We start from the raw sequence: 24,731 nt of genomic DNA, 5'->3' as shown, positions 1-24,731 counted from the left end.
GGCGCCTAGGCCCGGCCTAGCCGGGCTCTTGGGCGGCCAGCTCCGCCACCGCCTCGGCGGTAAGCGGGGACGCGTAGACCCGGAAATCGTCCATCAGGCCGCCGAAGCCGGGCTTGGTGGGTTCGCTGCCCAGATAGATGGGCCCGGCGGGCGTCACGACGGCGTGCTCCAGCGACATGCCCGTATCGAGGCTGCCGTTGATGTAGAGGAACATGCCTTCCTGATCCACGACGAAGGCGACGTGGGTCCACTCCCCTGGAGCCGGCCGTGCGTGGCTGTCCACGTACTCCGGTCCCTTAACGGTGAACAGCTGTACCCGTATGCGCATCGCGTCCGGGTAGAGCCACATGCCGAGCGCGCGCGCATCGTTCTCCGCCACGGACTTGTAGAGCAGGCTGCGCCACTCGCCGGTCGGCTCCTCCACCACCTGGACGAAGAACGCCACGCTGAACCCGAACACCTGGCTCAGCACCAGCTGCGGCATGGCGGGGATCAGCGCGCGGCCGCGGCCGTCCAGGCTCAGCGCCTCCCCGTTCCGGCCCGGGACGATCTGCGCCGACGCGTTCAGCTCCGCGACCGGCCCGCCGCCGGCGGCGTCCGCCACCCGGCGGCCGTCGACGGTCTCGACGTCGAACGTCCAATGCGCAACGAGCACGGGTCCACCTCCTGCACGGCGTCTCGCCGATGCGGTGCCCCGACGGTCGGCACCCACGCTCGCAGCGCCCGGCGCGCCAGGCAAGCCCCGAATTGGACTTCTCGCCCAATACCGCAGGTCAGGCGCGGGAAACCGGATCAGCCGAGCGGCAGCGGGACCTGTTCCGACAGGTCCGCGCGCGCGCCGCTGGCCCGCACCCGGTTCGCGGCGACGGCGTCCGCCCAGCTCAGCCGTCCCGTCGCCAGCGCGATCCACGTCCCCGCGTCCATCTCCACCACATTCGGCGGGGTTCCCCGGGTATGGTGCGGGCCGGCGATGCACTGCACGGCGGCGTGCGGAGGGACGCGCACCTCGACCGACCGGCCCGGCGCCAGCTCCGCGAGCCGGTCGAGCAGGAACCGGACGGCCCCCCGGACGACCGGGCGGGACACGTCCCCGGCCGGGTCCTTGCCCGCGTCCAGGGCCGCCAGCACGGTCTCCAGGGCCGCGCGGCGCAGCGCGGCGGGCTCGTCCGGGCCGGCGTGGGGCGGCAGGCCGAGAGCGGCGCGCTGCTCGTTCAGCAGGGCGGTGGAGAGCGGTGTTCGCGGCACCGTCCCGAAACTACCGGGTCGCCGCCGAGGGAGGGAGCGAGAGGCCGCCGGGCAAGGGCATCGGGGCCTTTCCGGCGGAGGCGGTCGAGGCCTTTCCGGCGGAGGCGGTCGGCCGTCGATGGCACCCGAACGCCGCGCACACGGTAAAAATGGACCCCGGCGGCAGGCACGCATGGGGGAGTGAGAGGAACGGGGAGGCCGGGGACGCGGTCCCCGGAGGACACGGAGGTTCGTCAGATGCCCGAGGCGCTGCCCCTGCAGCCCGGTGACCCGCGACGGCTCGGCTCGTACGAGGTCACGGGCCGGCTGGGCGTCGGCGAGCAGGGCGCCGTCTTCCTCGGCAGGGACCCCGCGGGCGGCCTCGTCGCGGTGAAGCTGCTGCACGTCCGGCTCAGCGGCGAGCCCGTGGCCCGTTCCCGGTTCGCCAACGCCTTCGCGCCCGCGCAGAAGGTCTCCGGCTTCTGCACCGCGGCCATCCTGAGCGCCGACGTGGAAGGCGACCGCCCCTACGTGGTGAGCGAATGGGTCGACGGCCCTTCCCTGCAGCAGCTCGTGGACGAGGAAGGCAAACGCGGCGGCGCCGTAGTGGAACGCGTCGCCGTCGGTGCGGCGGTCGCGCTGGCCGCCATCCACCGGGCGGGCGCCGTCCACCACGGGCTCAAGCCGGGGAACATCCTGCTCGGCAGGAACGGCCCCCGGGTGGCCGACTTCGGTATAGCGCGCGCGCTGGAAGCCGTTAACGCCGCGCCCACCGGACGTATCACCCAGGACCCCGCCTACAAGGCGCCCGAACAACTCAGCGGCAGCGGCATAGGCCCCGCCGCCGACGTCTTCGCGTGGGCCGCCACCATGCTCTTCGCCGCGACCGGCAAGGCACCGTTCGGGGAGGGCTCCCCGTCCGAGGTGATGCAGCACATCATCTACGAGGACCCGGACCTGTCCGACGCACCGCCGTCCCTGCAAGACGTCTTGCGCGACGCGTTCGCGAAGGACCCCGCCGCACGTCCCACCTCTAGGCAGCTCCTCGAACGGCTCCTTGAGGAGAACACCGCCCTCGCGGGGCGGATGCCCGCGTCGATGGTGGACGAAGGCCGTGCGCTCGCGACGAACGCCGTCCCGGCAGCGCAGCCGTCCCCCGGGCAGCCGTCCGCCGCACAGCAGTCCCCCGCGCCGCCTTCGCCTCCGGTGCAGCCGCCGGTTCAACCGCCTCCGCCGCCTGCGGGCCAAGGGCAGGGACAAGGGCAGGGACAGGGGCAGCCCGCCGGGCCGCCTCCACCGCAAGGCCCGCCGCCGACGCCGCAAGGGCCGCCCCCGCCCGGTGCCGGGCCCGCGCCTATGCCGCCGGGCCCTCCGCGCTCGCCCATGGGCGTCCCTATGGGTGGTCCTATGGGCGGCCCTCCGTTCCCCCCGCCGCAGCAGGGGTTCATGCCCCCGCCTCCCGGTAACGCGCCGCAGATGAAGGCGCCGCCCACAGCGGCGCGGCACGCGTTCAATCCGCCGCCGTCGCGTCCCTTCCGGAAGCTCTCGCAATTCCTGTCCTCCACATCCCTGGGGAAGGAAAAGCAGAAGCCCGCGCCGGAAGGCCCGGGCGGTACGGCATCGTCCGCGCCTGAGCTCGACCCCGCCGCCTTCGAGGCGACGACCACGTTCAACGTGGTCGCCCCGTCGGCGGACGCCACGGCCACGTTGAGCGCCGTCCCCGAGCCCGCCGACCAGCCCGACCCGGCCCCGACCGCCATGTTCGGCCCCCTCGACATGCCGCCGGCGGACGAGACGACGGCGTCGCACCTGATTCCCGGCCTGCGCGCCGAGCACGGCGGCGGCGGCGAGCGCAAGACGTCGGCGCGCCTCGCCCTCGGGCGGATGCGGCGTCCCAGCAACCACGTCCTGGGCGTCGCGCTGTCCCTGGTCATCGGCGTGGGCGTGGGGATCGCGATCATCGTGCTCGTGCTGTGGCCGCAGCTGAAGGACGACGGCGACCCGCCGCCCAACCAGACCAACACGTCCGCCAACCAGCCCGTGAGCACGGTGCCCGGGCCGTTCGCGGGCACGTGGAAGGGCACGGTGGTGAACGCCGCGCAGCACGCGTCCTTCCCCGTCGAGGTCACCTTCCAGACCGGCGCCACCACCGCGCGCGCGGTGTACCCGCAGGAGCACTGCACCGGGACGCTCACCCTCAAGAAGGGCACGCAGAGCAACCTGACCATGGACCTCGCCATCCCGGCGCCGTGCACGCCCGGGACCGTGGAGATCAAGCGGATGGGGGACGGGACGCTCCAGTACGCGTGGAGCAAGCCCGGCACCGCCCTCGCCTATGCCGGGAAGCTGTCCCGCGGCTGAGCCCCCGCCGGCCCTGACGGATCGGAAGCGTCTCCTGACGGGGCCTTCCGGTTGACGGCCGACTCCGGCCTTTCCGCGGTCCGTCCGCCCTGTCCATTTTCTCCGTCTATATCGGGACAGTTCCGCTATGGTGTCCCCTCGATCGAATCCCTCGATCTTCTGACGGGCCGCCGAGAGCGCGGCCCCCCGGCAGAAGGAGACAAGCCTTGCGGGCTGTCCACCGGAGGCTCCTGTTGACCGGCGTCGTCGCGGCATGCGTCGGCGGCGCGGCGGCCTTCCCCGTCCTCGCGGACTCCTCTTCCCCCTCCCTCGTCAAGGTGACCGCCGCCGAAGGCACCCCCGTGCCCGGCCGCTACATCGTCACCCTGAAGAAGGGCGCCTCCGCCGAGTCGGCCGTCAAGACCGTCAAGGCCACCGGCGCCCAGCGCTTCGACGGCGTCCTGAACGGCTTCGCCGCCAAGCTCACCGCCGACCAGCTGAACAAGCTGCGCCGCGACAGCCGCGTCGCCGCCATCGAGCACGACCAGGTCATGAAGACCCAGTCGACGCAGGGCTCCGCGCCCTGGGGCCTCGACCGCATCGACCAGCGCAAGCGCCCTCTGTCGAAGTCGTACCACTACACGTCGCTCGCCAAGAACGTCACCGCGTACGTGATCGACTCCGGCCTCGCCGTCGGGCACCCGCAGTTCGGCGGCCGCGCCGCCGTCGCGTGGGTCGCCCCGACGTTCAACGGCGACGGCGCCGACTGCAACGGCCACGGCACGCACGTCGCCGGCATCATCGGCTCGTCCACCTACGGCGTCGCCAAGGGCGTCAAGCTGCGCGCGCTCCGCGTCCTCGACTGCAACGGCGAGGGCTACGTCTCCGACATCATGTCCGCCGTGAACTGGCTGCGCACCCACGCCGCCAAGCCGGCCGTCGCGAACATGTCGATCGGCGGCGCCAAGTCCACGGCGCTCAACACCGCCATCACGAACCTGTCCAAGTCCGGCGTCTTCGTCTCCGTCGCGGCGGGCAACGACAACCAGGACGCCTGCAAGACCTCCCCGGCCAGCGCCGGCTGGGTCATGGCCGTCGGCGCCACCACGTCCTACGACAACCGCGCCACCTGGTCCAACTGGGGCCCCTGCGTGGACATCAACGCCCCCGGCTACGACATCAGGTCGACGCTGCCCGGCAACAAGACCGGCCTGATGAGCGGCACGTCCATGGCGTCCCCGTTCGTCGCCGGCACCGCGGCCCTCTACCTGTCGGGCCACCCCGGCGCCACCTTCCCCACCGTGCAGAAGTGGCTGAACGACAACTCCACCAAGAACGTCCTCGGCCGCATGCACAGCCAGGCCAACCGCCTGCTCTACAAGAGCACCCTCTAACCCTCCCGTAAGCTGGCCCGGCTCCCCCACGGGGAGCCGGGCTTCTTGGGTGTTGAACCGCCCCACCCGTCACAGCCGTTTACCCTTGGCGAGGACGGTCCCCCTCACCGTCCACTGGCGTTCGGCCGGGCACCCCCGGGTCCGGCCGGAGAGGAGCAGACGTGGAGTCCCCCACCTCCACCCTCCGGAGACGAACCCGGCGCGCGGCCCTGGCCGTCCTCGCCGTCGCCCTGCCGCTGGCCGGCACCGCCGCCCCCTCCTCCGCCGCCGCGCCGCGCTCCCCCGCCGCCCTGCCGTCCGACCCCGGCGACAGCGGCAAGTTCGCCAAGCTGAACGCCCAGATCGCCAAGCTCGACAAGGCCTACGGCGGCGACCTCGCCAAGCTGAAGGACGCCCAGTACGCCGCCAAGAAGGCGCTGCAGAAGTCCGAGAGCCTGCAGAGCGACCTCAACGACGCCCGCTCCCTCGTCGCCCAGATGGCCGCCACCCAGTACATGACGGACGGCCAGGGCCCCACCATCTCCATGCTCGCCGCGGGCGACGCGTCCGACATGCTGAGCGGCTACACCCTCATCGAGCACCTCGCGCAGAACAAGACCGCGAAGGTCGCGCAGATCGGCAAGCTCGTCGACGAGCAGGCCAAGGCGCACGACCAGGCCCAGCAGAAGATCACCGACCTGCAGAAGGAGATCAAGGACCTCGCGTCGCAGAAGAAGCGCATCGAGGCCCTGGTCAAGAAGTACAAGCCGCAGTCACCGAGCGTCGGCATGGGCGGCGTCACGCCCCGCATGGCGAACGTCAAGACCGTCATCGACCAGGAAGAGGGCCCCTTCCCGACGATCGGCTGCGTCCGCCACACCGGCGACCCGCAGGACCACGGCACCGGCCACGCCTGCGACTTCATGGTCACCACCGGCGGCGTCATGGCCACCGGCGCCGCCAAGGCCCACGGCGACGCCACCGCCGCCTACGCCATCGCCCACGCGAGCGCCCTCGGCATCAAGTACATCATCTGGCGCCAGCGCATCTACGACCTCCGCAGCCCCGGCTGGCGCATGATGGAGAACCGCGGCGGCGTAACCGCCAACCACTACGACCACGTCCACATCTCGGTCTTCTAGACGTATCCGCGGCCGTGAAGACGAACCGGGCCGTGCAGGGACCGGCTCGCCGGGACGACGAAGTTTCGCATCACCGGGGCCAAGGCCAGCCCCGCGCGTGGACGATCGCGTTCCTCAACTCGTCAGGGTTGAGCGCCTCCACGAGCCGCTCGGCATGGCCGAGCCGGACCATCGCCCACCACGACCCGGTGGCTTCGCCGTACCAGGCCCAGACTCCGGAGAACTCACGTTCGATCTGCGCGGCGACCGGCCGCCCGCTCATCCCGTGCGGCAGCACCACGGGAACCGCACCCATCACGAGCCGCCGTCCGGCGCGCTGGCGAACGGCACCGCCAGGACGCGCGCGATCCGGTCCGCCGCCGTATCGGTCTCCAGCAGCGGGCACAACGGCTCCAACTCCGGCGGAGACTGGCGGGTCGGCCCCGCCCACACCCACAGCCACCACAACACGCCCTCGTGGCGGCGGCACAGCACCTCTTGCCGCATCCCCGGATGCATCAGCGCCCCGCGCGGGTCGTCCGGGTCGGGTTCACCGGCCGGGTTACTCGCCCGCACCGCACCATGCCCGTACACCTGCGCGTCCAGGCCTCGCCGCTTCAATGCGTCGACCAGCGCCAGCGCCGCCGGACGCCATGCCGTGTCTTGAAGGGGCCGCAAGCTCACCACGTTCATGACCGAGAACTCCCAGGGGTTGAGCGGGACCGACGGACGAGCAGGCGACCGAACCCCACCCGGCCAAGCGCAGCCGCCACGGGGGCGAAGCGACCACGCTTCCAGTCGCTCGCCACACCCGCCGGCCCCGCGGCTTTCACCTACGCCGCACGCGTTTCGCGCACCGGCGCGCACCAGCGGCACGGCGTTCGCCTTACCTGCGGACCGGAGTCACCCGGCGTCCCTACGAACACCACACGGAGAGGAGAGACGAACTTCCAGCCACGGCCACCGCACGAGCGGCACCCCGGCTTGCCGGTTCCCTGCTGCTGCGTCATGCCGACCAAGATCCGCCAAATCCCGGACGGCACCCATTCCCAGGCGATATCCCGCGACGGGATATACGCTCAGCGAAGACCGGTTACGCGGAGGGAGACCCGATGTCGGGACGGGCGTCAGACCCGATCGTCATCCCGGACTCACTGTGGCGGCGCCCGCAGATGATCGAGGCCCTGACCGCCCGCGACATCCGAACCGTCTTCCACCTGTTGCGCCAGTACGCAGGCGCCAGCCAGACCCAGATCGCGATCGCCTGCGGCATGTCGCAGGGCAAGGTCAGCGAGACCATGAAGAAGGGCGGCCGCCAGGTCACCACCCTGGAGGTCTTCGAGCGCATCGCCGATGGCCTCCAGATGCCCGACCCAGCCCGCATGACCCTGGGCCTGGCCCCGCGCACCTTCCCCGCGTTCACGTCACCGACCACCACGAACGCGACGGTCATCACACCACGGGATGCCCCCGCGGACTTGGTTCCGCCTGCATTCCTGGGTTCCCTAGACGTAGATCCCAACGTCGAGGAAGGGGACCCCGTGCACCGCAGAACCTTCGGCAAGCTCGCCGGAGCCAGCGTGTTCAGCGCCATCCTCGCCGACCTACCGTCCGACGGCGCACCCCTGGAAGGCGTCGAGGCATTCGCCGCCGCACTGGCCGGATACCCCGCCATCAACGACGACCCGTCCCCGGCCGCCCTCAGCATCGCCCGCCTGGACGCCGCCGTAGCCGCAGCCAAACGCAACTACCAGGACTGCAAGTACTCCACCGTCATCAACTCCCTGCCCGCCCTGCTGGCAGACCTGCGCAACGCCTCCGGCACCTACGACGGAGACGCCCGCCTCCAGGCCGAAGCGCTCTCGGCCGAGGCACACCACGTCGCCGCGAGCATCCTGCTCAAACTGGACCACGAAGGCCTCGCCTGGCTCGCCGCCGACCGCAGCATGCAAGCAGCCCGCCGCAGCCAGGACCTCACGATCATCGGATCCAGCGCCCGCATCATCACCCACGCCCTGATGAACGACGGCCACCACGGCGCCGCCACCAAGACCGCCAGCACCTACGCCGAACGCATCGATCACGACATCGACCAGCGCACCCCCGACTTCCTGTCCGTCTACGGCGCGCTCCTCCTCCGCGGTGCGGTCGCTGCCGGCCAACGCTCCGACCGGCACACCGCCGCCACGCTCCTGGACGAGGCCGAAGACGCGGGCCGCGAGCTCGGAGGCGACTTCAACCACCGCTGGACCGCGTTCGGCCCCACCAACGTCCAACTCCACCGCGTCAACATCGCCCTCCAGCTCGGCGACGCCGGAGCCGCCATCCAGCACGCCCGCTCCGTCGACCTGAACCAAATTCCCCTCACCGAGCGCAAAGCAACACTTCTTATCGACACCTCCCGCGCGCTCACCCAATGGGGCAAGCACGACAAGGCATACGACGTCTTGCGCTTCGCTCACCAACTCGCGCCCGAGGAGATCTCCGCGCGCCCCGCCGTCCACCGCATGCTCGGCGACCTCATGGCCACCGCCCCGCCCAGCATCAAACGGCAGCTCAAAGAGTTCACGACAGAAATCGGGGTGCGCCTGTGACCGACGCCGGAACCGACGACGAGCGCCGCCGCGTCCTCTACATCATCGTCTGCGCAGCAGGCCCCGCCGGCGACGTCGGAAAACTCGTCACCCTCGCCCACCAACGAGGCTGGGACGTCCAAATCATCGCCACCCCCTCAGCCCTGGACTTCATCGACGCCGAAGCCCTCGAAAAGCAAACCGGCCGCCCCGTCCGCAGCCAATACCGCAAACCAGGCGAGCCCCGCTCCCCCAAAGCAGACGCCATCATCGTCGCCCCCGCCACCTACAACACCATCAACAAATGGGCCGCAGGCATCAGCGACACCTACGCCCTAGGCATCCTCGCCGAAGCCCCCGGACTGGGCATCCCCGTGGCAGTCCTCCCCTTCATCAACACTGCCCTAGCAGCCCGTGCCCCCTTGCAACGCAGTATCGCCACACTCCGCAAGGAAAAAATCCGAATACTTCTGGGCTCCAACGAGTTCGCGCCCCACCCTCCCGGTACCGGTGGTTCCCACATGGAAGCCTACCCATGGTCCACGGCTCTCGACAGGATTGAATCCGCGTCAGAGGAACGTCGTCACCAGACCAGCCCCCATTGATACCCGCGCGACCTAAGATCTCACGGGTTTTCACTTCGCCTTATTGGACTTAAGTGAAGCCTATCTTTTACGATTAGCAGCTTTCCATAGGAAGTAAACGTCAGAAGTTCTAACTTCTCGATTTTCATCGAAAAACTTATGAATTCCCGGAACTGACACACCGACGGCCGCCAACCCTGACGCGACAACCAGAGGCACAGAAAGGATCAGGCCGGTGCTCGCTACGGCAGCCCCGACTGCCAATGACGATCCTACCTTCACAGAAAGGGATCTCTTGGATTCCTTCAAGGCGCGGTCAATTTCGGCAAGCGAAGGCTTAATGTATTCATTCGCGACCGCCTGGGCGATGCGCGAGTCCTCTTGCCCTGGATCGCGCGCCAATTGCTCGCGAATGGCAATGGTGAGTGCATGCTGAAATCGCTCGAAATGCGGCCTCAGGTCTTGCCGCAATAGGCATGCATCCCGGACGGACATCCCTTGCATGATCGGAAGAGGAATTTCCAGAGCTATGCTCGACTCCCGCATGCGACCGTCAGCGGCCCTCCAAGCTGGCCTTAGGTGAAGAGTCTCGATCGCCAAGGGTAGCGAGGTGAATTTGCTGGTGGCTATGTCACAGATGAGGGCGTAAGCGGATTTCTTGACCACAAATTCCGCGATCTGCTGCTTTGTAGGCATTTCATTCTTGCGCCTCTTGTCCTTCTTGGCCTTCTTTTTTGGTTGAGCGAATCCATTGAACGGCTCCGGCATGTTTGGGTGTCGGACAGTGAATCGCCAACCTTTTCCCTCTGGCTGCAGTTCGATATTGCTTTCATTTTTTATCTGTTTGGCGATATCTGCACGAAGAGATGGGTCGAAGAAGTGCAAGACACCTGCCTCTTCTGCATGTTGCTGTATGTGTGCTTCACAAAAGTGATGAGCCTTTGCACGAAAGGACAAGTATTCAGAGACTCCCGAGGATCTGAGATTGAGCAGAAATTGAACGTCCTGACTTACCTTCCATTCAAATGGGACTTTCCTCTTTGAAGGCTCCTCCTCGAATCCCTCAATATAAGAGTCGGCGACCGGCCCTTCCACTACCACCGAATCAAAGTAATGCCAGACGCTTCCAAATAGCCTATCCACTTGTTTTCCCAGACATTCTGAATGAAAGCAGGATAGGCGGCCAGAGAAGTCCATTGTGCTACCGGCGACAATGGCGCGGCCATCGGGCAGTGCTCCATCCGTCCATCTCGGCGCCTCCGACGCGAGTTGATGCAGTCTCGAAGCCGGCCCAGGAAGTGCGAATTTATTGCGCGCATCTTCGGCGTCCCTGACGGAAAATTCATCAATCCACTGGTATAGCCAATGAGTCGACATCTGATAGCTCTCTCGTTCAGCCTGGTCCCAGCCCAGGGTAACTCGCGGACCATGCCCGCGCACCGGCCTCTGTGACTTGGACTCTACAGCGCCGCTTGCGGTTCCAACGGAAAATCGTCTGCAGGGCACAGCGCACGGCTTCAGACGAAGGGCTCCATTAAAGAAATTGATCTTGTAGCAAGTGCCTAGTTGACCTGGCCTCCAGTCTCTCCTACTGAACGATCTTGAAGGGCTTGGCATCGCTTCGGCTGCCGAATTGGGCTGTTTGGGATCAAGGGGCGGCGGCGCTCGGGCCGCGCATCGCGACGCGTCCGCCGGCCCCGCCCCGACCGCCCGCCACGGGGGCCGCGCCGCCGCCGCCGAGCACGGTGACACAGATGCAGGCACATGCCATCCCGGTGCAGGGACGTTGCAAGTTGGCGTGGAAATCCGCGGGCTCCCCCCGACCCCGATCTGTCGAGGATGGCGACGGCCAGAACCCGTCAAGGGCGCCTACGGCGTCACTACGTGATGGCTACGCCACCCTTGACGGAACCTGTCCGTCGCTAAGTACAGGTCTCGTCGGGGCCGGGGGGAGGAAGGTGGGGGAGAACAGCGGCTACGCCGCTGGCCAAGGCACTCGCGGCATCAGGCCCGGAGATGGTGCCAAGCATGGCCGCACCCATCGATGCAACAGCGCTCACGCCGTCGCTCGTCAGCAACGCCAAGGAGCGCCACCAGCAGACGGAACGCCTTAACCCGCTCGTCCTGCCGCAAGTTGATGATCTTCGCTAGTTGCTCCCCGATACGCCCACGCGTGATCAGCACGGCCGGAGTGTGAGTTGGGCGGATTCCGGCCCGGCGGATGCTCTCCGGCCCGTCCTCGACGGTGGCGCACGCCTGAACGCAGAAGGCCGCGAGGTCGCGCAAGGCGTCGAACTGCTCAAGGTCGTTCAGACCCTCGAACCACTCGACACCCTGAGCAATCGGGGCCATCCCTTGCGCTAACTCGTTCAGGATGACCGCACGCTCGTTCATCCCGTCCACCTCACCTCACCGCACCCAATCCCGCACGTTCATCGAACCAGATCGCGAAGCACGGAACAATCGTGGAACGGACGGCCCCGTTCGTGCGCGGTGAGGCCATTCGTTCGCTGGTCAGGTAGGGGTTACTGCTCGTCTTGGGCACTCCGCCCTGATGAGCGGCAGCCGGGCGGCGAGGGCACATCGAGGGCACATGGGGGCGCGATCATGTACGAGACGTTGAGAGTCACCGAGGGACTCATGGCAGGTCAGCGCGGTCATGCGGGGTATCGCCGCTGGTCGCGATCTTGGGCAGCTCAGAACTCGGTCTTCTGACTCGATGGGTTTTTGGGGCACCCTTGCTTTTCTTCAGGCCTCCCGTCCTGCGGAAACGCTGGGCGCGCTGGGGCCGTGGGCCGAGCTCGGCATGGACTCGTGGCATTGCGGTGATGGCTGGCAGGGCGTCCAGTTCCGCCACGACGATTCCCTCGACTGGCGGAGCGTGCTTATCGAGGTGATGCGTGAGACCGCCCGGCCGGTGGTCGGCGCTTTCGTCTTTGACAGCGACGGCGCCTGCGTCCTCGGCGCCGCCCCGACGAGCGGCAACTGGCAGGCGGTGCTCGAAATCGAGGGCGTCCTTGCTCACCTGGTCCTTCCGGAGATCGAGTGGGTGGACGGCGAGGAAATCCCGCGAACCTTCGAAGACGATCCCGACTACCTCCAGGAACGGGAAGACGTCCGGTCCACGTTCACCGCGATGTGCGGCCCGGTCGAGGACATCGCCCGCCGCGCGACCCGATGGTCGGCCGAGGCCGGCTACCGCGCGGAAGCCGAGCTCATCACCCAGGCCCTCGAAACCACGGGCGGCTTTGTGGAAGAAGTCTTCATGAAGTTGGTGAGAGCACTCGGGCTTCCCGACGCGGCTTCCAGCGCCCGTTGACGCCTATTCCGGGTCGGTCTCGCGGCGTCGGAGGACCACGGTGGAGCGGCGGGCGCCCAGGTTCCAGGAGACCGGCTCCCATCCTTTCGCCTCCAGGCGTTCGACCGCCGTGCAGAAGGCCGCGATTTCGCGGCCTCGTCGCCACCATGATTTGTGGGCGATGACCACGTACTTGTGCTTGTAGCCGTCGAGGGCGTTGGGGGCGCTTTCGAGGTCGCGGAGGCGGACGGTCCTGGCTTGCGCGATCGAGTTGGACAGCAGGAGCACCATGGGCCCGAAGTATTTCAAGCCATGCTTCCGGAAGGGCGGCGTTGGGTTAGGTGCGGGTGGTCTGCTCGGTTTTGTAGGTGCGGAAGCCTCGGCGGTGGTAGTTGGGCAAGGCGTTGGGATGGTCGAAGGACGACGTGTGGAGCCAGACGCGGGTGGCCGTGGGAGAGAGGGCCCAGGCGCGCTGGATTGCCAGGGTCAACGCGTAGCCACCGAGGCCTTTGCCGACGAAATCGGGGAGCAGGCCGAAGCTTTTGATCTCGACCTCGTGGTCGTGGGGGTCGTAGGCGACGATGCCGGCGGGGTCGGACGTGAAGGTCAGCAGCGCGAAGGTTCGGCGGGGGTTCTCGGCTCGCCAGGTCTGCCATTCGGCGGGGGTGCGGCGGGAGCTTTTCCAGCCGTAGGGGGCGCCGACGCGGGCGAGGATGTCGGGGACGAGAGGGGACGTCCGGTCCAGGGCGTCCAGGGTCAGGCCGGGGACGGGGTCGGCCGCGACCAGCTGGGCGGGGTCGGTCATCTCGACGTAGGTTACGGGGTCGGTCATCTCGACGTAGGTTACGGTCTCGTTCACATCCGCAGGTTACGGCCCAATTCGCAGTGGTAGCGGAGTTCGTGGACGGCGGTGCCGCGGAGGAGACGGCGGCGGGTTTCGCCGGTGAACGTCCAGCCGGCGGCCTCGTAGAAGGCGCAGGCGCATTGATTGCCGTCGAGCACCCAGAGGGTGGCGCTTTCAAAGCCGCGGCCTGTGAGGGCTTTGAGGGCGTGGGAGTGGAGTGCGCGACCGAGGCCTTGCCGCCAATGCGACGAGGCCACGTGGAGGGCCAGCAGTTCGCCTGTGAGAGGGACGCCGGACGGGCCGATTTCGGCGAAGGCCACTAAGGCGGGTGTGGTGACGAAGGTGGTGCGGGACGGGTCGTTGAGCCTTTCGAGCCACCGGTGTTCGCGTTCGGCGGGGTCGTAGGCGGCGAGGACGCCGTCCGGGAGAAGGCCGCGGTAGGCGGTGCGGTACGAGGACAGGTGCAGGCGCGCTATCGCGGAGGCGTCGGCTTCCGTGGCGGTTCGGATCTGCATGCGTCCATTAGAGAGGGCGCCCCCGGAAACGGGAGCGCCCTCGGGACGGTCAGTTGGCGTAGCTGGGGAGCATGCGCTCGTTGGCCTCGCGGAGTTCGGCGAGGGGAATGGAGAACAGCTCCTGCTGGTCGCCTTCGGGGCCGCGGCCGGTGACGTTCAGCGAGTCGCCGCCCGCGACGCCGATCTGCGTGACCGGGACGCCCGCCGACTCGCACAGGGCCGCCAGGCGGGCCTCGCCGCCCGGACGGACCGCGACCATCGCGCGGGCCACCGACTCGCTGAACAGCGTGACGAACGGGTCACCGGGCAGGGTGATCCGGGCGCCGAGGCCGCCGCGCAGGCAGGACTCCACCAGGGTCTGCGAGAGGCCGCCGTCCGACAGGTCGTGGACGGCCGTCAGCAGGCCCTCGCGGATCGCGGTGACCATGACGGACGCGAGGGCCGCCTCCGCCTTCAGGTCGACCAGCGGCGGCAGGCCGCCGAGGTGCCCGTAGACGACGTGCGCCCATTCGGAGCCGCCGAACTCCTCGCGGGTCTCGCCGAGCAGCGCGATCGTGGCGCCGTCGGAGGTGAGCGCCATGTTCACGCGGCGGCGGACGTCGTCGTGGACGCCGAGGACGCCGATGACCGGCGTCGGGTTGATCGGCGTGGTGCCGGTCTGGTTGTAGAAGCTGACGTTGCCGCCGGTCACCGGGATGCCGAGGTACTGGCAGGCGTCGGCGAGGCCCTCGACGGCGCGGGCGAACTGCCACATGACGCCCGGGTCCTCCGGGGAGCCGAAGTTCAGGCAGTTCGTGACGGCGAGGGGGCGGGCGCCGGTGGCGGCCACGTTGCGGTACGCCTCGGACAGCGCGAGCTGCGCGCCCGAGTACGGGTCGAGGCGGGCGTAGCGGCCGTTGCCGTCGAGGGAGAGGGAGATGCCGAGGCCCGACTCGTCGTCGATCCGGACGACGCCCGCGTTCTCCGGCATGGCGAGGACGGTGTTGCCCAGCACGTACCGGTCGTACTGCGAGGTCACCCACGTCTTGCTCGCCAGGTTCGGGGAGCCCGCGAGCCACAGGACGGTGCGGCGCAGCTCGTCGCCGTTGGACGGGCGGGTCAGCCGGCCCGGGGTGTCGGACTGGAGGGCGCCGAGGTCCTTCGGGGGCTCGAGGGGACGCTCGTAGACGGGGCCCTCGTCGGCGGCGGTGACCGGCGGGATGTCGACGATCGTCTCGCCGCGCCACGTCATGACGAGGCGGCGGGTGTCGGTGACCTGGCCGATGACGGTGGCGGGGATCTCCCAGCGGCGGCAGATCTCCATGAAGCGGTCGACCTTGTCGGGCGACACGACCGCCATCATGCGCTCCTGCGACTCGCTCATGAGGATCTCCTCAGGGCGCAGGGTCGCGTCGCGCAGCGGGACGGCGTCGAGGTCGACGTGCATGCCGCCGGTGCCGGCCGCGGCCAGCTCCGTCGTCGCGCAGGAGACGCCGGCGGCGCCGAGGTCCTGGATGCCGACCACGAGGTCCTCGCGGAACAGCTCCAGGCAGCACTCGATGAGCAGCTTCTCCATGAACGGGTCGCCGACCTGGACCGACGGCCGCTTCTGGTGGGACTCCTCGTCGAACGTCGCGGACGCGAGGACGGACGCGCCGCCGATGCCGTCCGGGCCGGTGAGGGCGCCGAACAGGATCACCTTGTTGCCGGGGCCGGGGGCCACGGCGCGCTTGATGTCCTCGTGCTTCATCACGCCCACGCACAGGGCGTTGACCAGCGGGTTTCCCTCGTAGCAGGCGTCGAAGACGGTCTCGCCGCCGATGTTCGGCAGGCCGAGGGAGTTGCCGTAGCCGCCGACGCCGGCGACGACGCCGGGCAGGACGCGCTGGGTGTCGGGGGCGTCGGCCGGGCCGAAGCGGAGCGAGTCCATGACGGCGATCGGCCGGGCGCCCATCGACATGATGTCGCGGACGATCCCGCCGACGCCGGTCGCGGCGCCCTGGTACGGCTCGACGTAGGACGGGTGGTTGTGCGACTCGACCTTGAAGGTGACCGCCCAGCCCTGGCCGATGTCGACGACGCCGGCGTTCTCCCCCATCCCGACGAGCAGCTTGTCGGTCTTGGGCGCCTTGTCGCCGAACTGGCGCAGGTGCACCTTGGAGCTCTTGTAGGAGCAGTGCTCGCTCCACATCACCGAGTAGATCGCCAGCTCGGCGGAGGTGGGGCGGCGGCCGAGGATGTGCCGGACGCGCTGGTACTCCTCGTCGTTCATGCCCAGCTCGGCGTACGGCTGCGGGCGGTCCGGCGAGGCGGCGGCGATGGCGACGGTGTCGGTGCCGGGGTCGGCCCGGACGGACGACTCGATCGCGAGCCGGGCGCCGCCGCCGATGGCGGGCTGCGGGCCCGTCCCGGACCCGACGGCGTGCTGGGGCCCGGTGTTGGGGCCGCCGACGGCGGGCTGCGGGCCGGTGCCGGAGCCGACGGCCGGCTGCGGGCCGGTGTTGGGCCCGACGGCCGGCTGGGGGCCCGTGCCGGAGCCCACGGCGGGCTGCGGGCCGGTACCGGAGCCGACGGCGGGCAGCGGGCCGGTGCCAGGCCCGACGGCCGGCTGCGGGCCGGTGCCGGACGGGCCGACGGCCGGGAACGCGCCGGTGCCGGACGGGCCGACGGCGGGGAACGGGCCGGTGTTCGGACTCACGGCGGGCAGCGGACCCGTGCCGGAGCCGATGGCGGGCAGGGGGCCGGTCCCCGGGCCGACCGGGGGCAGCGGACCGGTGTGCGGGTTCACCGCGGGCAGCGGACCCGTGCCGGGGCCGGCCGCGGGCTGCGGGCTCGCGCCGGGGCCCTGCCAAGGGCCAGACGGTCCCTGCGGCCCGACAGCGGGCTGCGGACCGGTGCCGGAGCCGATGGCCGGCAGCGGACCCGTCGCGGGGCCTGCGACGCGCTGCGGGGCGGCGGGCGGCGGCGGGAACGCCGCGTACTCGCCGAGGTCGGGGGTGGTGAGCGTGGGGTCGGCGTGCGGCGGGAGGGGGACGGCGACGCCCTCCTCGGCCAGCGCGCGCGCCAGGTCGTCCGAGGGGACGGCAGGACCGGCGAGGCCGGCGGGCACGGCGGGCGGGGTGCGTCCGGCGGCCTGGTCGTCGTTCAGCACGGGCAGCGGGCCGGTGAACGGCCCCTGCGGCCCGGGCGACGCCGAAGGCGGCACCGGCGCGGACGGCTCCCCGCCGGGCCCGCCGGGCGCTCCGGACGCACCGGGCGCACCGGGCCCGCCGGGCGCTCCGGACGCACCAGGAAGGCCGGGAATGCCGGACGTGCCGGGCGACGCGGCGGCCGCGTTGGACCGGTCCTCCTCGAGGATCGCCTCGAAGGCCTGCGTCACCGACGGGTCGACGGGCTGCAGCTCGGGGTCGTCGGCGTCGGACTTCAGCTCGTCCAGCCAGTCCAGCGACGGCTCGTCGTGCGCGGCGTCGCGCCCCGCGCGGCCGGAAGAGTGGGGCCGTTGCTCGCTCATGCGTTGACCAGTCTCTTGACGATCGAGGTGAAGAAGCCGAGCCCGTCGGTGGACGGCCCGGTCAGCGACTCCGCGGCGTGCTCGGGGTGCGGCATGAGCCCGACCACGTTGCCGGCCTCGTTGCAGATCCCGGCGATGTCGTCGAGGGAGCCGTTGGGGTTCAGGTCGAGGTAGCGGGCGACGATCCGGCCGGAGTCGGCCAGCTCGGCCAGCGTCTCGCGGTCGGCGGTGTAGCGGCCGTCCGCGTTCTTGACCGGGATCACCAGTTCCTGGCCCTCGGTGTACTCCGAGGTCCAGGCGGTGCCGGCGTTCTCGACGCGCAGCCGCTGGTCGCGGCAGACGAAGTGCAGCCCGGCGTTGGGCAGCAGCGCGCCCGGGAGCAGGTGCGACTCGCAGAGCACCTGGAAGCCGTTGCAGATGCCGAGGACCGGCAGCCCGGCCTTCGCGGCCGCGACGAGTTCGGTCATCAGCGGCGCGAACCGGGCGATCGCGCCGGCCCGCAGGTAGTCCCCGTAGGAGAACCCGCCGGGCAGCACGACGGCGTCGACTCCCCGCAGGTCGTGGTCGGCGTGCCAGAGCGCGACCGGCTCGGCGCCGGCCAGCCGCACGGCACGCGCGGCGTCCTTGTCGTCCAGGGAACCAGGGAAGGTGATGACCCCCACCCGGGCAGCGTCCATCTGTTCTGTTCCTCCGAAATGAGGTGCGGCCGGGACGGTCGGGTCTCATCCGCCGATCACCGCTGCGCGCGTCGCACAATCCCCCCGCGCGCGTACCAATCTACCCGGCCGTGTGCATGAGCCGGCGCTCGAGGCCGCCGACCAGGGCCCCGTCCCGCCAGGTCAGGCGCTTCCGCAGGTGAACGATGGTGCCCCGGTCGGGCGTGCGGTCGATGTCCAGATCGTCCACCAGCGCCCGCATGATTTTAATCCCGCGCCCGGATTCGCTCAAAACTCCTGGTTCCCGTGGGACGGGACGGGGGCCGTGGCCGCCGTCCTCGATCTCCAGCAGGCAGGTGCCGTGGTCGACGCGTCCGGCGACCCGGTAGTCGCCCGAGGCGCGGGCGTGCTGGACGGCGTTGGTGCACGCCTCGGACGCGGCGACGAGGATGTCGGCGACGCAGTCCTCGGCGACGCCCAGCCCCCGCAGCGCGTCCCCCACGACCCGGCGTACCACCGGAATGCTCGGCGCCTCCCGCGGCAGCGCGAGCGCGAACTCCATATCCACCCCGGACACCTCGTGTCATGCCCCGGGCGTTCCGGCAGGGCCCCCGGTCCCGGAGCGTGCTCGACGACTCGACGCAGCTAAGACTTCCCCGCCGGAATCTTCCGTAACCGCTATACTGTCGGGTCTTTCGCGTCGCCCTGGAGGCCATCGGGCTGCCCGGGCTGCCCTTCGACCTGCGGCGTCTCGGCCGGGGAGCCCTCGGGGAGGCCTTCGATGAGGCCTTCGCCACGCTCGTCCGAGGCGTCGGGCTCGAGGCCCTCGGGCTGCAGCACCCGCACCTCGAAGTTCTCGATCACCGGGTTGGCGAGCAGGGTCTCGGCGATGCGGCGGACCCGCTCGAGCGCGGCCTCGTCGGCCGGGCCCTCGAGCTCGACCTCGAACCGCTTGCCCTGCCGGACGGCCACGACGCCGTCGAAGCCCATCTGCGGCAGCTTCCGGGCGATCGCCTGGCCCTGCGGGTCGAGGATCTCCGGCTTGAGCATGACGTCGACGACGACACGCGCCACGATCGCCCCCTCACTGATCTGCGCTTTTGCTTACGATCCTGAAGCGTACGGCACCATTGGCACGCGCGACCCACGCATCCCCCCGTCCGCACCCCGCCCGCATCCCCCGGAGACGTCCGATGAACATCGAGGACCTGACCCCTTCGGAGCGCCGCCTGTGGGAGGCGTTCCCGAGCGGCGAATCCGTGGACCTGTCGACCGGCGACCCCGCCCGCGACGATCCCGGGTACGCGACGCAGTGGGGTCATGACCGGATGGTCAGGGCCGAGGTGCTGGTCGCGCTGCTGGTCGGCGCGGTGGAGCCGGAGCCGGGACGGGTCGCCGCCGTCCGGCTGAGCGGCGCCCGGATCACCGGGTCGCTGAACCTCGGGCACGCCGAGGTGCGGGTGCCGCTGGCGCTGACGGCCTGCTCGTTCGACGAGGCGCCGCACCTGTACTGGGCCAGCATGAACAGCGTCCACCTGATGGGGTGCCGGCTGCCGGGGCTGGTCGCGTCCGGCACCCGGGTGGACGGCCACCTGTGGCTGGAGGGCAGCCGGATCTCCGGCGGGCTCTGGCTGGACGGGGCGAACATCACCGGCATCCTGAATATGTCGGGCGTCCAGCTGTCCAACCCGGGCGGGGACGCGCTGCTCGCCGACCGGCTGACGGTCGAGGCGAACGTCTACTGCGACCAGGGGTTCGCGGCGAACGGCGAGGTCCGGCTGCCCGGCGCGCGGGTCGGCGGCCAGCTGATCTTCCGGAAGGCGCGGCTGCACAACCCGTCCGGCGCCGCGCTGTACGCGAGCCGGCTGGACGTGGCGGCGAACGTGTTCTGCGACGGCGGGTTCGTCGCGGAGGGCGAGGTCCGGCTGCGCGGCGCCCGCGTCGGCGGGTACCTGTCGTTCGTCGGCGCGCACCTGTCGGCGCCGGAGCGGACCGCGCTGAACGCCGACGACCTCACCGTCGAGACCGACGTGTACTGCTCGGACGGGTTCACCGCGCACGGCTCGGTCAGCTTCTCCGGGGCGCACGTCACCGGGCAGCTCAGCCTGCGCGGCGCGCACCTGCGGCACGAGCAGGGGACGGCGCTGAGCCTGCAGCGCGTCCAGGCGGAGGAGCTGCTGCTGCGCCCGGCCGACAAGATCGCCGGGACGACCGACATGTCGTACGCGCGGATCAACCTGCTGCGGGACGAGGCGGCGACGTGGCCGGACCGGCTCCAGCTCGACGGGCTGCAGTACGAGACGCTCGAGCCGCCGCTGACCGCGCGCGAGCGGCTGGCCTGGCTGCGCCGCGACACCGACGGCTACGCGCCGCAGCCGTACGAGCGGCTCGCCGCCACCTACCGGTCCCTCGGCCTGGACGCCGACGGGCGCTCGGTCCTGCTCGCCAAGGCCCGCGACCGGCGCCGCACGCAGGGCATCCCGCTGAAGGTCGTCGGGTTCCTGCAGGACGTCCTGGTCGGCTACGGGTACCGGCCGTTCCGGGCGGCGAGCTGGCTGGTCGGGCTGCTGGCGTTCGGGACGATCGTCTTCTCCATCCACCGGCCGGACGTGCTGGACACCGGCCACAAGCCGCATTTCAACGCGTTCTTCTACACGCTGGACCTGCTGCTGCCGATCGGCAGCCTCGGGCAGGAGGTCGAGTTCGCGCCGAGCGGGATCTACCAGTGGGTGGCCAACTTCATCGTGGCCGCCGGGCTGGTCCTCGGCCTGACTGTCGCCGCCGGGGCGACGCGCGCGCTCTCCCGCGAGTGAGGCCCGGCTCGGGGTGGCGCGCGGGCTGGCGTGCTGGGTGGTGTGCGTCACAGCGGATCGGGGCTCCGGAGCGGGGTAGGAGATAGAGCGGCGGCACTTGCATCTCCGGGTGTGATGTCTGCCACGATGTCTTTGGTGGCTTTTGTCCCTTACCGGGGACGGGGCCGCTGACATCGGCCGGCTGTGCGGCGATCCCGCGTACCGGCCCCGAACGAGGAGTGCCATCAATGACGATCGACTCCGTGCGCGGCGCGCCAGGCGCCTCCGAGCTCGCCGAACCCGAGCTCATCAGGCTCCTCACCCCCGAGGGCGAGCGCGTCGAGCATCCCGACTACCCGCTGGACCTGAGCGCCGGGGAGATCCGCGGGCTGTACCGCGACCTGGTGATCGTCCGCCGGATCGACCGGGAGGCCGTGGCGCTGACCCGGCAGGGCGAGCTCGGCCTCTGGGCGTCGCTGCTCGGCCAGGAGGCCGCGCAGATCGGCTCGGGACGCGCGCTGTCCGAGCACGACATGGTCTTCCCCACCTACCGCGAGCACGGCGTCGCGTGGTGCCGGGACGTCCCGCCGCTGAACCTGCTCGGCCTGTTCCGCGGCGTCAACCACGGCGGCTGGGACCCCGCCGAGCACGGCTTCCACCTGTACACCGTCGTGATCGGCAGCCAGACGCTGCACGCGACGGGCTACGCGATGGGCGTGCAGCGCGACGGGGTGCTGGGCACGCCGTCCGCCGGCGCCACGATGGCGTACTTCGGCGACGGCGCGACGTCGCAGGGCGACGTGAACGAGGCGTTCGTGTTCGCCTCCGTGTTCAACGCCCCGATCGTGTTCTTCTGCCAGAACAACCAGTGGGCCATCTCCGAGCCGCTGGAGAAGCAGACCCGCATCCCGCTCTACAAGCGCGCGCAGGGCTACGGCTTTCCCGGGCTACGGGTGGACGGCAACGACGTGTTCGCGTGCCTGGCCGTCACCCGCAAGGCCCTGGAGAACGCGCGGACGGGCCAGGGCCCCACGCTGATCGAGGCGTTCACGTACCGGATGGGCGCCCACACCACCACCGACGACCCCACGCGCTACCGGCTGAAGGCCGAAGAGGAGGCGTGGAAGCTCAAGGACCCGATCGAGCGGGTCAAGGCGTACCTGGTCCGCAACGACCTCGCCGACACCGCGTTCCTGGACGAGGTCGAGGCCGAGGCCAAGCAGGTCGCCAAGGAGCTGCGGGAGGGCTGCCTCGCCCTGCCGGACCCGGAGCCGCTGTCGATGTTCGAGCACGTCTACGCCGAAGACCATCCGCTGATGACCGAGGAGCAGGAGCAGTTCGCCGCCTACCTGGCGTCCTTCGAGGAAGAGGTGACGTCGTGACCGCGCAGACCCTGACGCTCGGCAAGGCGCTGAACACCGGCCTGCGCAAGGCCATGGAGAACGACCCGAAGGTCCTGGTCATGGGCGAGGACGTCGGCAAGCTCGGCGGCGTGTTCCGGATCACCGACGGGCTGCAGAAGGACTTCGGCGAGGAGCGGGTGATCGACACGCCGCTGGCCGAGTCCGGCATCGTCGGCACCGCGATCGGGCTCGCGCTGCGCGGGTACCGGCCGGTCTGCGAGATCCAGTTCGACGGGTTCGTGTTCCCCGCGGCCGACCAGATCATCACCCAGCTCGCCAAGATGGGCATGCGGTCGCTGGGCGCGCTGTCGCTGCCGGTGGTCGTCCGCATCCCGTGCGGCGGCGGCATCGGCGCCGTCGAGCACCACTCGGAGTCACCGGAGGCGTACTTCACGCACACCGCCGGCCTGCGCGTCGTCGCCTGCTCCAACCCGGCCGACGCGTTCACGATGATCCAGCAGGCGATCGCCTCCCCCGACCCGGTGATCTTCTTCGAGCCGAAGCGCCGGTACTGGGACAAGGCCGACGTCGACGTCGACGCCGCCCCCGGCGACTGGGCGCCGCTGCACGACGCGAAGGTCGTCCGGCCGGGCGAGCACGTCACGGTGCTGGCCTACGGGCCGTCGGTGAAGACGTGCCTGGAGGCCGCGTCCGCCGCCGCCGACGAGGGACGCTCGCTGGAGGTCATCGACCTGCGCTCGCTCAACCCCCTCGACATCGACGCGGTCACCGGCTCGGTGAACCGCACCGGACGCTGCGTCGTCGTCCACGAGGCCCCGGTGTACGGCGGGTTCGGGGCCGAGCTGGCCGCGCGGATCACCGAGAAGTGCTTCTACCGGCTGGAGTCGCCGGTGCTGCGGGTCGGCGGGGCGTCCACCCCGTACCCGCCGTCCCGCCTCGAGGACCACTACCTGCCCGACCTCGACCGCATCCTCGACGCGGTCGACCGTACCTTCGCGTGGTGACGCCGGTGAGCCCGAAACTGTTCAAGCTGCCGGACGTCGGCGAGGGGCTGACCGAGGCGGAGATCGTCAAGTGGCACGTCCAGCCCGGCGACACCGTCGAGGTCAACCAGACGATCGTGGAGATCGAGACGGCCAAGGCGATCGTGGAGCTGCCGTGCCCGTTCGAGGGCGTGGTCGCCGAGCTGCTGGTCACCGAGGGCCAGACCGTGGACGTCGGGGTGCCGATCATCGCGGTGAGCACCGAGGCGGACGGCGGTGTCGCGACCCCGGTGTCCGAGCCTCCGGCGCAGGCCGCGGCGATGCGCGAGGAGGGTGTCCCGGCCGCCAACGAGCCCGGCATGACGAGCCCTGACCAGCCAAAACGCCAGCCCGTCCTGGTCGGCTACGGGGTCAAGGAGGGGACGACCAAGCGCCGTCCTCGCAAGGCGTCCAACGGCGCGCCGCCGCCGGTGCCCGCGCAGGCTCCGGCGCCGCCGCAGGCACCCGCACCGCCCGCGCCGCCCGCGCCGCCGGTCGAACGGCCGCCTGCACCGGCCGTTCGTCCACAGCCTGTGGAAAACGGATTGCCGCTGGCCAAGCCGCCCGTCCGGAAGATGGCCAAGGACCTCGGCGTCGACCTGACGACGATCACCGGCTCGGGCCCGAACGGCTCGATCACCCGCGACGACGTCCTCGCCGCCCAGGCCGGCCCGCCCCCCGCACAGGGCGCGCAGGCGCCGCCCGCCGCCGCCGCGGAACGCGAGGAGCGGATCACGGTCAAGGGCGTCCGGAAGGCGACCGCCACCGCGATGTCGGGCTCGGCGTTCACCGCGCCGCACGTCACCGAGTTCCTCCAGGTCGACGTGACCCGCACGATGGAGGCGGTGGCGCGGCTGCGCGACCTGCCCGACTTCGCCGGGGTCAAGGTCTCCCCGCTCCTGCTCGTCGCGCGCGCGCTGCTCACCGCGGTGGCGCGCCACCCGATGGTGAACTCCACCTGGGCGGACGGCCCGTCCGGCGCGGAGATCGTCGTCAAGCGCTACGTCAACCTCGGCATCGCCGCCGCCACCGACCGCGGCCTGATCGTCCCGAAGATCAAGGACGCGCAGGACATGTCCCTGCCCGCCCTGGCGCGCGCGCTGACCGAGCTGACGGAGAAGGCCCGCGCGGGCAAGGCGTCCCCTGCCGACCTGTCCGACGGCACCATCACCATCACCAACGTCGGCGTGTTCGGCGTGGACACCGGGACCCCGATCCTCACCCCCGGCGAGGCCGCGATCCTGGCGTTCGGCCAGATCCGCGACATGCCGTGGGTGCACGAGGGCGAGCTGGCGATCCGCAAGGTCACCACGCTCGCGCTGTCGTTCGACCACCGCATCGTCGACGGCGAGCTCGGCTCCCGCGTCCTGCGCGACGTCGGCGACATGCTCGAGGACCCGCTGCGCATGCTCGCCTGGTCCTGACGGAGCGCCTCCGGAGGCGGGGGGGGGGGGGGGCGCGGGCGCCCCCCCCCCCCCCCGCGGGGGGGGGGGGGGGGTGGGGGGGGGGGGGGTGGGTGGAGGTTGGGTGTGGGT

The 24,731-nt window shown here is 70.4% G+C and carries 22 protein-coding genes and 1 pseudogene; 10 read left to right on the top strand and 13 right to left on the bottom strand.

Annotation, left to right across the window (positions count from 1 at the left end; all coding sequences use genetic code 11):
• Positions 1-16 precede the first annotated feature (16 nt).
• Positions 17-655, bottom strand: a complete 639-nt coding sequence (locus AB0C78_RS15565; protein WP_360747471.1) for a LamG domain-containing protein — start codon at positions 653-655, stop codon at positions 17-19.
• A 137-nt stretch (positions 656-792) separates the two neighbouring features.
• Complete coding sequence (locus tag AB0C78_RS15560) at positions 793-1,245, bottom strand: sterol carrier family protein (RefSeq protein WP_360747468.1); 453 nt, start codon at positions 1,243-1,245, stop codon at positions 793-795.
• Between the two features lie 237 nt (positions 1,246-1,482).
• Here AB0C78_RS15560 and AB0C78_RS15555 point away from each other — a divergent pair, with 237 nt between their 5' ends.
• From AB0C78_RS15555 to AB0C78_RS15545, 3 genes are all read left to right on the top strand, one after another.
• Entirely contained in the window at positions 1,483-3,585 is a 2,103-nt protein-coding gene (locus tag AB0C78_RS15555) for a serine/threonine-protein kinase (protein WP_360747465.1), read from the top strand.
• A gap of 206 nt (positions 3,586-3,791) precedes the next feature.
• Positions 3,792-4,958, top strand: coding sequence for a S8 family peptidase (locus AB0C78_RS15550; protein WP_151542597.1), 1,167 nt, complete (start codon positions 3,792-3,794; stop codon positions 4,956-4,958).
• A 161-nt stretch (positions 4,959-5,119) separates the two neighbouring features.
• Positions 5,120-6,079, top strand: coding sequence for a hypothetical protein (locus AB0C78_RS15545; protein WP_360747462.1), 960 nt, complete (start codon positions 5,120-5,122; stop codon positions 6,077-6,079).
• A gap of 70 nt (positions 6,080-6,149) precedes the next feature.
• Here the strand turns inward: AB0C78_RS15545 and AB0C78_RS15540 are convergent, their stop codons facing one another.
• Both AB0C78_RS15540 and AB0C78_RS15535 read right to left on the bottom strand, forming a co-directional pair.
• Entirely contained in the window at positions 6,150-6,374 is a 225-nt protein-coding gene (locus AB0C78_RS15540; RefSeq protein ID WP_360747459.1) for a hypothetical protein, read from the bottom strand.
• Positions 6,374-6,751, bottom strand: a complete 378-nt coding sequence (locus AB0C78_RS15535; RefSeq protein ID WP_360747456.1) for a hypothetical protein — start codon at positions 6,749-6,751, stop codon at positions 6,374-6,376. The genes AB0C78_RS15540 and AB0C78_RS15535 overlap by 1 nt, the downstream gene beginning before the upstream one ends.
• A 419-nt stretch (positions 6,752-7,170) precedes the next feature.
• Here AB0C78_RS15535 and AB0C78_RS15530 point away from each other — a divergent pair, with 419 nt between their 5' ends.
• Together AB0C78_RS15530 and AB0C78_RS15525 are read left to right on the top strand one after the other, a co-directional pair.
• Positions 7,171-8,652, top strand: coding sequence for a helix-turn-helix transcriptional regulator (locus tag AB0C78_RS15530; protein ID WP_360747453.1), 1,482 nt, complete (start codon positions 7,171-7,173; stop codon positions 8,650-8,652).
• Entirely contained in the window at positions 8,649-9,236 is a 588-nt protein-coding gene (locus AB0C78_RS15525; RefSeq protein ID WP_360747450.1) for a flavoprotein, read from the top strand. Before AB0C78_RS15530 ends, AB0C78_RS15525 begins: the two co-directional genes overlap by 4 nt.
• 60 nt (positions 9,237-9,296) lie before the next feature.
• Here AB0C78_RS15525 and AB0C78_RS15520 read toward each other — a convergent pair whose 3' ends face one another.
• A complete protein-coding gene (locus AB0C78_RS15520; protein ID WP_360747447.1) occupies positions 9,297-10,592 on the bottom strand; it encodes a hypothetical protein in 1,296 nt (431 codons plus the stop codon).
• A 627-nt stretch (positions 10,593-11,219) separates the two neighbouring features.
• Positions 11,220-11,609 carry a DUF5958 family protein gene (locus AB0C78_RS15515; protein ID WP_360747444.1) on the bottom strand — a complete coding sequence of 130 codons (390 nt, stop codon included), beginning with the start codon at positions 11,607-11,609 and terminating at the stop codon, positions 11,220-11,222.
• Positions 11,610-11,934: 325 nt separating this feature from the next.
• On the opposite strand from AB0C78_RS15515, the gene AB0C78_RS15510 reads away from it, so the two are divergent.
• Positions 11,935-12,534 carry a hypothetical protein gene (locus tag AB0C78_RS15510; protein WP_360747441.1) on the top strand — a complete coding sequence of 200 codons (600 nt, stop codon included), beginning with the start codon at positions 11,935-11,937 and terminating at the stop codon, positions 12,532-12,534.
• A gap of 3 nt (positions 12,535-12,537) precedes the next feature.
• Here AB0C78_RS15510 and AB0C78_RS15505 read toward each other — a convergent pair whose 3' ends face one another.
• From AB0C78_RS15505 to purS, 7 genes and pseudogenes are all read right to left on the bottom strand, one after another.
• Positions 12,538-12,804 carry a hypothetical protein gene (locus AB0C78_RS15505; RefSeq protein WP_360747438.1) on the bottom strand — a complete coding sequence of 89 codons (267 nt, stop codon included), beginning with the start codon at positions 12,802-12,804 and terminating at the stop codon, positions 12,538-12,540.
• A 46-nt stretch (positions 12,805-12,850) separates the two neighbouring features.
• The gene (locus AB0C78_RS15500) at positions 12,851-13,372 is read right to left on the bottom strand and encodes a GNAT family N-acetyltransferase (RefSeq protein WP_360747435.1); all 522 of its coding nucleotides are present in this window, start codon (positions 13,370-13,372) and stop codon (positions 12,851-12,853) included.
• Complete coding sequence (locus tag AB0C78_RS15495) at positions 13,369-13,872, bottom strand: GNAT family N-acetyltransferase (protein WP_360747432.1); 504 nt, start codon at positions 13,870-13,872, stop codon at positions 13,369-13,371. Before AB0C78_RS15495 ends, AB0C78_RS15500 begins: the two co-directional genes overlap by 4 nt.
• 49 nt (positions 13,873-13,921) lie before the next feature.
• Positions 13,922-17,362 carry a phosphoribosylformylglycinamidine synthase subunit PurL gene (purL, locus tag AB0C78_RS15490; protein WP_360747429.1) on the bottom strand — a complete coding sequence of 1,147 codons (3,441 nt, stop codon included), beginning with the start codon at positions 17,360-17,362 and terminating at the stop codon, positions 13,922-13,924.
• The gene (gene purQ, locus AB0C78_RS15485) at positions 17,359-18,039 is read right to left on the bottom strand and encodes a phosphoribosylformylglycinamidine synthase subunit PurQ (RefSeq protein ID WP_151590537.1); all 681 of its coding nucleotides are present in this window, start codon (positions 18,037-18,039) and stop codon (positions 17,359-17,361) included. The genes purL and purQ overlap by 4 nt, the downstream gene beginning before the upstream one ends.
• 100 nt (positions 18,040-18,139) lie before the next feature.
• The gene (locus AB0C78_RS15480; protein WP_360747805.1) at positions 18,140-18,580 is read right to left on the bottom strand and encodes an ATP-binding protein; all 441 of its coding nucleotides are present in this window, start codon (positions 18,578-18,580) and stop codon (positions 18,140-18,142) included.
• Between the two features lie 275 nt (positions 18,581-18,855).
• Positions 18,856-19,092: pseudogene (gene purS / locus AB0C78_RS15475) on the bottom strand (phosphoribosylformylglycinamidine synthase subunit PurS); the annotation flags it as partial.
• A gap of 119 nt (positions 19,093-19,211) precedes the next feature.
• Between purS and AB0C78_RS15470 the strand changes: the two are divergent.
• The 4 genes from AB0C78_RS15470 (at position 19,212) to AB0C78_RS15455 (ending at position 24,620) form a co-directional block, all read left to right on the top strand.
• On the top strand, positions 19,212-20,831 hold the full coding sequence (locus tag AB0C78_RS15470) for a hypothetical protein (RefSeq protein ID WP_360747426.1): 1,620 nt from the start codon (positions 19,212-19,214) through the stop codon (positions 20,829-20,831).
• A gap of 227 nt (positions 20,832-21,058) precedes the next feature.
• The gene (gene pdhA, locus AB0C78_RS15465) at positions 21,059-22,192 is read left to right on the top strand and encodes a pyruvate dehydrogenase (acetyl-transferring) E1 component subunit alpha (RefSeq protein WP_360747423.1); all 1,134 of its coding nucleotides are present in this window, start codon (positions 21,059-21,061) and stop codon (positions 22,190-22,192) included.
• Positions 22,189-23,178: an alpha-ketoacid dehydrogenase subunit beta gene (locus tag AB0C78_RS15460; protein WP_360747420.1), complete on the top strand. Its 990-nt coding sequence runs from the start codon at positions 22,189-22,191 to the stop codon at positions 23,176-23,178. Before pdhA ends, AB0C78_RS15460 begins: the two co-directional genes overlap by 4 nt.
• 5 nt (positions 23,179-23,183) lie before the next feature.
• Positions 23,184-24,620, top strand: a complete 1,437-nt coding sequence (locus AB0C78_RS15455; RefSeq protein ID WP_360747417.1) for a dihydrolipoamide acetyltransferase family protein — start codon at positions 23,184-23,186, stop codon at positions 24,618-24,620.
• The last annotated feature ends 111 nt before the right edge of the window (positions 24,621-24,731 follow it).

Origin of the sequence: Actinomadura sp. NPDC048394 (assembly GCF_040651755.1) — a bacterium.
GTDB classification, from domain to species: domain Bacteria; phylum Actinomycetota; class Actinomycetes; order Streptosporangiales; family Streptosporangiaceae; genus Spirillospora; species Spirillospora montaniterrae.
This window is presented reverse-complemented; position numbering and strand designations above follow the sequence as displayed.